Origin of the sequence: Neobacillus drentensis, assembly GCF_036965245.1 — a bacterium.
GTDB classification, from domain to species: domain Bacteria; phylum Bacillota; class Bacilli; order Bacillales; family Cytobacillaceae; genus Neobacillus; species Neobacillus drentensis_G.
Genome location: NZ_JBALPG010000169.1, coordinates 1 through 7514 on the forward strand (window position 1 = coordinate 1; position 7514 = coordinate 7514).

The following is a 7514-nucleotide window of genomic DNA, read 5'->3' on the forward strand; positions in this document are numbered from 1 at the left end:
TTATGAAGTGGAGTAGGCGGAAAATTCAAGAATTTGTCTTTATGCTGAAACCTCATTCTAGTTATAATAGAAATAAAGATTGTTAGTATCTGATTACCGGAGTTGATTATATGCCTGATTGGTCATATCATACAATTTTTAAACCTTTGGTATCACGGCTGCCAAATGCACTGGGAAGAGAGTTTATTCATCGGGGGATGAACATAGTTTCATCTCTGCCGGGTGGAACTGCATTCATTGAGTTTTTGGGTCATATGTCTCCTTCGCCAGCACTTAAAAAGAATTTATTTGGTCTCACATTCTCCAATCCCATTGGATTAAGTGGGAAAATAGATCCGTTCTTATCGGGGACAAAGGCGTTTTCTCACTTAGGATTTGGGTTTATTGAAATAGGTCCCATAACTCGAACTCCGAATCAATCTGAAAATCCTGCCCGATTTTCAAAAAATAAAGACGAAATTATCTTTCCCAATCCATTAGAATCGATGGGCATTGAGCAGGCATTACAGAGGCTGCAAGCATTAAAGCCTCTTAATAAACCGATATTTATTCGTTTAGGTCAAGAGCTGTCCCTGGAGGAAACTGTCAGCATATTACCGTCATTTTCTCATTATGGAGCAGCCTTTATCATAGAAAAAATGTACGAGAGTGAAAAGTTTTATGTGATGAAGCGCGTAATGAAAAGTAAGCCGATTTTCCTTTCTATTCAACAAAGTAGTGTTTACCATGACCTGCCTCTCATTCAAAAACTAAAAGAGTCTGGTTGTATTGATGGGATTTTTTTAGAGGAAAGATCTGAAATTGTTGAAAAAGAACAGAGCTTTCCAGTTAAGCAAACAACGGAATTGATTGAAACAGTAAAATATCTTAAATCAAATGGATTTGACCATGTGCCATTGATGATTTCAGGGGGAGTATTGGAGCCAGAAGATGCGCTCACACTCATTTCAGAGGGTGTTGAGCTCATCTTGCTTACGAATGGCTACGTCCTTTCAGGGCCAGGTCTGCCGAAAAGAATCAATGAAGCGATCGAGGATCATTTAGGTATCCATCAAGAAAAGAGATCTGGCTGGATATGGTATTGGCTATTTGGTCTCCTAATTACTCTTGGCGGATTGATTGCTTTATTCTTTAGCATGACTTTCGTAATTCTTCCTTATGATGAAGCTTTTTTAGGGTTAACTCGCGAAGAACTAATCGTCATCAATCCAACGATTTTTTATTTTATGGCTCATGATCGGATGACACTGGCCGGAACGATGATTTCAGGTGGAGTTTTATATATGCAACTAGCACGCCACGCGGTAATGTTTGGATATCACTGGGCCCGTAAGGCCATTCATCTAGGCGGAACTGTTGGTTTTTTAGGTATTTTGCTGTTTATTGCTTATGGTTATTTTGATTGGCTTCATGCTATTTTTTGGATCGTCCTTTTGCCATTTTTTATGATCGGGCGGCGAAAAACAAATTATTCAAATCGATCTCCGATTTCGAAAAATCGAACCAATCATCCAACATGGAAAAAAAGTTTATGGGGACAACTCTGTTTTGTGGTTCTCGGTTTCTCATTTATCATTGGCGGTTTGGTGATTTCTTTTATTGGCGCAACCAATGTATTTGTGCCGACTGACATCGGTTTTATTTGTATGACACCAGATCAATTAAATGATGTTAATGGACGGCTTATTTCTCTGATTGCGCATGACCGAGCTGGATTTGGCAGTGCTTTAATTAGTGTTGGATTGCTCGTGCTCATGATTTCACTATGGGGATTTCAACAAGGGGAAAAATGGGTTTGGAAAACGTTACTAATCGGGGGAATACCGGCGTTCGTTGCTGGCATTGTGACTCATTTTATCATTGGATATACAATGTTTATTCATATCCTGCCGGCCTATATTGCTTTATTTCTGTATGTGGCGGGATTAATCCTTTCGCGAAGTTTCTTTTTCGAAACCAACAGAAAATAGAAATAGGGAAAATAAAATATATGAAAGGAAATAGAGTTGATATAAAAATAAAAAAAGTTACCATCATTGGTTTAGGAGAGTTAGGAATTCTCTTTGGTCATCATTTATCAAAGAAAATGCCTAAAGCTGATTTAAGATTTATCGCGGATGGAGCGCGAATAAAAGACTGACTCCAATTTTCAATTTTTTAATTGCGATGATCGTTTAAATATCTCGATTCGCTGATAAATCTCGTTTTTCGTTGATAAATAGGTGGATTCGCTGATCCATACCAAAAATTCGCTGATAAAATTGAAATGTTGGCTTCTTGAAAAGTGCCAACCGCTTTTTTTAGGTAGAAAATTCGATTTCGCAAATAAAAGGCTCTCTTTCGCAAATAAAATTAAAATTAGAGCTCTTTTCTAAAGAAAAAGTGAAAAAAGGCTGGCACACACATTTTTCAAAGAAAAATTACCTCTTTTGGGGCTATTTTTAGCAATTTCTCAAATAAAGCGGGTGCCCACACGGGACACCCACCAAAAAACACGATTACTCAACCGTAACCGCTAATGATTTAACTAAAACTGATGGAGAACCAACAGGCGAAAGCGGGAATGTTAAATCCGCGCCAATTTCTTCGACATTCTGTAATAATTGATAAAAATTACCCGCGATTGTCATTTGGTTAACTGGGTATTGAACCTTTCCGTCCTTCACATAAAATCCATTTGCCGCAAGTGAAAAATCACCTGAAACTGTGTTAGCTCCTGAATGCAAGCCTTGAAGGTTCGTAATCAAAATGCCTTCGTCCATTAAGGCAAGCAATGCTTCAAATGGAATTGTTGAGGGCTCGAGATAAAGATTCGATGGGCCAACCTTGACAACACTTTTATATGAATCTTTATGTCCGTGTCCTGTGGTTTCCGTTTGCTCTTTTTTCGCTGTTTTTTGATTATGAAGCAAGGATTGCAGGACCCCAGATTCGACTAATGTAAGTTTCTTTGTTGCAACACCTTCACTGTCAAAGGTTCTGCTGGCTAGGCCATCCTCAAGGAATGGATCATCGACAATGGTAATTCTTTGAACGGCAATTTGCTTTCCTAGCTTATCCTTTAGTAAAGAAAGACCTGCTTGTGTGTTTTCTGCGGAAAAATTAGTCGAGTACGTGGCTAACAGATTAGCTGCTGCATCATTTCTTAAAAGAACCGAATATTCTTTGCTGGGTATATTTCTCGATCCTAATTGTGAGAGAGCTTCATCTGCGGCATTTTTGGCAATTTCCTTAGGATTTAAGCGTTGGAAGTCTTTAGTCACTTCAAATTCAAATGATGTTTTCGTTTCCTCTCCGTCCTTTACGATGGCTTCAACGATGACATACAAAAAATTCATTTGATCGGTTAATGACAACCCTTTATTATTTAAAAGATTTCTAGAGACCGTTTCTGTCCGAACGCCGCAATATTCTGACGCAACAATTCTAGGGTCCTGTGCTAGTAACTCACGTTCTACATCTTTAATAAATTGTATTTTTTCAGGAATAGTCACTTCATTTAAGGATCTAGAGAAAAAATTCCCTTGCTCATAGTGACTGCTTCCGGAAAAGATTTCTTCATTATGTTCATCATGCATTATCTGGGTATTTTCTTTCGCGTTATCTAACAAGAAGGGGATGGAAGCATCATCGATTTTTTCGGAATAGGCATAGCCCATTTTACCGTTTATGATCCCGCGGAAGGAAACGCCTCCGTCTTCTGCGATTTCATATTGATCAATTTCGCCTTTGTATACTTTGCAGCTAAATACTTCTTTCTTTTCATAATACATTTCTACATCTGAAAAACCGGTGCTTTCAGCAGCACTAAATAGTTTCAATTGAAATTCTTGTATTGTCATAGATTATTCTCCCTTCGTCCCACCGACCGTAATTTCGCTGACACGGATCATTGGTTGACCTACATTAACCGGGATACTGCCACTTTGTGCACCACACATTCCAGCACCATGCCCTAAATTATTACCAACCATATCGACAAGCTGTAAGGTTTTTGGACCATTGCCGATTAGAGTAGCGCCTTTCAATGGTTTTCCGAGCTTTCCATTATTTACTTCATATGCTTCCATGACGGCAAAGTTATAATCACCAGTTGCCGGATTGACTTGGCCGCCGCCCATATATTTTGCATAGATCCCATGTTCGGTATTTGCGATAATTTCTTCAGGTGTTGAATTTCCAGGGGCAATATACGTATTAGTCATCCTGGAGGTTGGCGCAAAACGGAAGGATTGTCTTCTTCCTGAACCGGTTGATTCCATCCCCATTCTTCGTGAATTAAATTTATCAATGAGATAGCCTTTTAGAATACCATTTTCGATGAGGACATTTTTCCGTACCTTTTCGCCTTCATCATCAATATTAATGGAACCCCATTCATTTTGAATTGTTCCATCATCGATATATGTAACGATTTCGGGAGCAACCTTTTCACCAAGGCGATTTGCAAACACAGAGCTGTCTTTCGCAACAGCAGTTGCTTCTAATCCATGTCCACAAGCTTCATGAAAAATAACGCCGCCGAATTCATTATCGATAATGACAGGGAATTTTCCGCTTGGACATGGGCTGGCATCTAGCATCGTTACGGCAATCCGTGCTGCTTCATTAGCATAATGATCCAAATTTAGATTTTCGAAAAACTCAAAGCCTTGATGGGCGCCGGGTCCATAGAAACCGGTTTCCATTTGGTTATCACGTACTACCACTGCCTGAATCGCCAGCCTTGATCGAACACGTTTGTCTTCGATCAATTTTCCCTCTGAATTAGCAATCAGCACATTTTGTTCTTCATCCATATAACGGACAGTAACCTGCGAAATACTAGAATGATAGTTTTTTGCAGTTTCATAAGCATTTTTCATAATAGCTGCTTTACGGGATTTATCTACTTCGTTAGGCGTGAGTTGAATAGGATGAATGGTTTCAAAGGATTCTCTCGCAAAAGGGGTTAGCTGAATAATGGTATTTCCGCTTATAGCTTGTGCTGCGTTTTTAGCTGCTTTCAGAAGGCCTTCCTTGCTGTGATCAGTTGTATAAGCATAGACGTTTTGCAATCCTTTAAACACACGGATGCCGATACCAAAATCACGGCCGGAAAGACAGTTTTCAATTTTTCCGCTTTGCAGGGTGAAATTATTGGTAAAACGATCCTCAACGAAAATCTCCGAAAAGTCCCCACCCGTTGATAAAGCGGCTGTCAATACGTCCTCAATTAAAGATTTACTTAGCATAAAGACCCCCCATATTCTTTTAATAATAAAAATATTCTGATTTCTATAAATGGAATCTTTCTTTTTGATGGTACCTTATAATCATACAACATTTTAGTAAATAATGGTTAATTTTTCCTCAGATGGGCTGAAATCAGTTGGAGAAGTTAAAAAGGCTTTTATTAGAGAAGGTAAATGTGAGCGAAAAGTTGAATATAAATGAAAATACTAATTTTTTCAAAAGGTGGGTAAAAAATTGAGTGCGATACCTAGACCTGCATCAACTGTAGTTTTAATGGATCACCTATCAAGGGTCTATTTGACAAAACGACCTGAAACGATGAAATTTATGGGTGGATTTTATGTTTTCCCAGGAGGAGCGGTAGAACAGTTTGATAATGTGAAAGATTGTAATAGTAATATAAATGGTATTGGCAATGAAACATTTGAACTTGCACATTATGTGGCTGCTGCAAGAGAATTATTTGAAGAAGTGGGGGTTTTAGTTTGTAAGAAGGAAGACGGTTCTACTGTTCAGCTGGAGGAAGAAACAGAAAGGGAATACCGCCGTCTTCTTTTAAATGGTGATCTTTCTTTTTTACAAATGTTAAAAAAGGAAGGACTTCAATTTGAGCTTGATAGCTTGGCCTACATCGGTCAAATTATTACACCAGAGAGAAGCCGCATAAGATTTGATACACGTTTTTTTCTAACTAAACTGCCAATAGGGCAAACCCCAAAACCCGATTTATTTGAAATTAGTGATACCAAATGGATTTCTCCTGCCGATGCTCTAACAGCATACCAAAATGGGGAAATTTCATTGGCTCCGCCAACGATTCATACATTGAAGACCATTATTAACTATTTAAAAGGCGCTCCGTTAACGATGCCCGAGTTTAACTTGAGCGATTATATGGTTGATTTGATTGAGTAATAGGAATCTTGTTGCGTTACGAAACCTTCTTTTATTAATTTGATCAGATGTGCTTCAGTTGTTCGTTTTGCCACCTCAAAGACGTTCGGATGTGGAAGCTTTTCATAAATCAAGTTTGTCAAATTGACAACAGTTAAGGTTCCATGGTCTTTGAGCATCGATTTGATTTGGTTTTCGCGGTAATATCTTCGCTCTAAGACGAAATCAATATGTTCATATGGTTTTACTACCCAATCACCATGTCCAGGACCAATTTTACTTAATTTCAATTGCTTTATCCTAGTGAGTGTTTGAATATAATCTGACATATCTCCATCCGGTGGCCCAATCCAAGATGTTCCTTCCGCAACGATGTTATCTCCAGCTAGTAGAATTTGTTTTGATGGAATATAGAGATTTAGATGACCTGCTGTATGACCAGGGGCATGAATCAACATCATTTTTTCGCCAGCTGCATTAATGATGTCTCCACCCTCTAAGATGGAAACATGATTCCAGGGTGCAATTTTATCAAGTATGGCTTGGTTTTCAAGACGGTGGCAATAAACAACTGGATTCCAATCTATCAATTGTAGGACTCCAGGGGCATGATCAGGGTGCGAGTGGGTTAAAATAATCGATTTTGGTATAGCAAGACCATTTTCACTAATCACACGCTGTAATTCAATTTTCGTATTTGGTTGATCATATCCAGCATCGACCAAAATACTTTCTTGATCGTTTCCGATTAAATAACAATTTGTAGTGGTATGTGGCAATAAAGTTGGTGTTGAAATTGGAACACGAATAATTTTTAAAGCACTGCCTTTATTCATAGACATCTCCTTTCACCTATTACGACACGTAAGCAATCCGTAATTAACTTATTCATTGTAGGAAGGTGAAATTCCTGTTGGAAATAGGGTGTTTGTGAAAATAACTGTCACAGCCGTTTAAAAGGCTGGATGCAACGATTTAATGGAGAATGGCGTGGCTACAAAATACCTCGACCATTATTTGAGTTGGTTTCAGTTCTTAGATATTGTTAGATATCGAGTTGATAATACATCTATAACTAAAATGCTTGTAGATAGTTGTTTATTTCCCACTAATGAAACCTATTATTCTTTAAGAACGTATGAGTTGTGAAATAGCAAGTGAGAAAGGAGATGTTGCCCTTTGGATAAAAGAAACTTAATATTTCACCTTATCGGAGCTTTAGTTTGTTTTATATTGTTTATAATAGGTATGTTATTCTCTGACCAATTCCCTCTATTAATTTTATTAGGGATATTTGGATTATCAGGTTTTTCTTTCTTAATATTCAGGATATTTTTGACTGTTAAATCAGGAATCAATGACAATAACTGAACAAAAATAATTAA

General features: G+C 38.0%; 7 protein-coding genes and 1 pseudogene. 4 read left to right on the forward strand and 4 right to left on the reverse strand.

Translation table 11 applies throughout. The annotated features are described in order from the left end of the window. Positions 1–110 precede the first annotated feature (110 nt). On the forward strand, positions 111–1970 hold the full coding sequence (locus V7150_RS24040; RefSeq protein WP_335523279.1) for a dihydroorotate dehydrogenase: 1860 nt from the start codon (positions 111–113) through the stop codon (positions 1968–1970). Positions 1971–1990: 20 nt separating this feature from the next. Then, positions 1991–2140 (forward strand): hypothetical protein, encoded by a 150-nt coding sequence (locus V7150_RS24045; RefSeq protein ID WP_335523290.1) that lies wholly within the window; start codon positions 1991–1993, stop codon positions 2138–2140. Positions 2141–2498: 358 nt separating this feature from the next. On the opposite strand, the gene V7150_RS24050 is transcribed toward V7150_RS24045, so the two are convergent. Both V7150_RS24050 and V7150_RS24055 read right to left on the reverse strand, forming a co-directional pair. Then, positions 2499–3842 carry a TldD/PmbA family protein gene (locus V7150_RS24050; RefSeq protein ID WP_335523281.1) on the reverse strand — a complete coding sequence of 448 codons (1344 nt, stop codon included), beginning with the start codon at positions 3840–3842 and terminating at the stop codon, positions 2499–2501. Positions 3843–3845: 3 nt separating this feature from the next. Then, the gene (locus tag V7150_RS24055; protein ID WP_335523283.1) at positions 3846–5234 is read right to left on the reverse strand and encodes a TldD/PmbA family protein; all 1389 of its coding nucleotides are present in this window, start codon (positions 5232–5234) and stop codon (positions 3846–3848) included. Positions 5235–5469: 235 nt separating this feature from the next. Here V7150_RS24055 and V7150_RS24060 point away from each other — a divergent pair, with 235 nt between their 5' ends. After that, positions 5470–6150, forward strand: a complete 681-nt coding sequence (locus V7150_RS24060) for an NUDIX hydrolase (protein ID WP_335523285.1) — start codon at positions 5470–5472, stop codon at positions 6148–6150. Here V7150_RS24060 and V7150_RS24065 read toward each other — a convergent pair. Next, the gene (locus V7150_RS24065) at positions 6126–6965 is read right to left on the reverse strand and encodes an MBL fold metallo-hydrolase (RefSeq protein ID WP_335523286.1); all 840 of its coding nucleotides are present in this window, start codon (positions 6963–6965) and stop codon (positions 6126–6128) included. The two genes, V7150_RS24060 and V7150_RS24065, sit on opposite strands and share 25 nt — an antisense overlap. 99 nt (positions 6966–7064) lie before the next feature. On the opposite strand from V7150_RS24065, the pseudogene V7150_RS24070 reads away from it, so the two are divergent. Then, positions 7065–7278 (forward strand): annotated as a pseudogene (locus V7150_RS24070) (IS1595 family transposase); the annotation flags it as partial. 53 nt (positions 7279–7331) lie between these two features. On the opposite strand, the gene V7150_RS24075 reads toward V7150_RS24070, so the two are convergent. Next, positions 7332–7514 (reverse strand): hypothetical protein (locus V7150_RS24075; RefSeq protein ID WP_335523288.1); only part of this gene is annotated, 183 nt, incomplete at its 5' end.

What these genes read in the sequence shown, in the direction of transcription:
- V7150_RS24040 (WP_335523279.1), top strand. Translation starts at nt 111, where the DNA reads ATGCCTGATTGGTCATATCATACAATTTTTAAACCTTTGGTATCACGG.
- V7150_RS24045 (WP_335523290.1), top strand. Translation starts at nt 1,991, where the DNA reads ATGAAAGGAAATAGAGTTGATATAAAAATAAAAAAAGTTACCATCATT.
- V7150_RS24050 (WP_335523281.1), bottom strand. Translation starts at nt 3,842, where the DNA reads ATGACAATACAAGAATTTCAATTGAAACTATTTAGTGCTGCTGAAAGC.
- V7150_RS24055 (WP_335523283.1), bottom strand. Translation starts at nt 5,234, where the DNA reads ATGCTAAGTAAATCTTTAATTGAGGACGTATTGACAGCCGCTTTATCA.
- V7150_RS24065 (WP_335523286.1), bottom strand. Translation starts at nt 6,965, where the DNA reads ATGAATAAAGGCAGTGCTTTAAAAATTATTCGTGTTCCAATTTCAACA.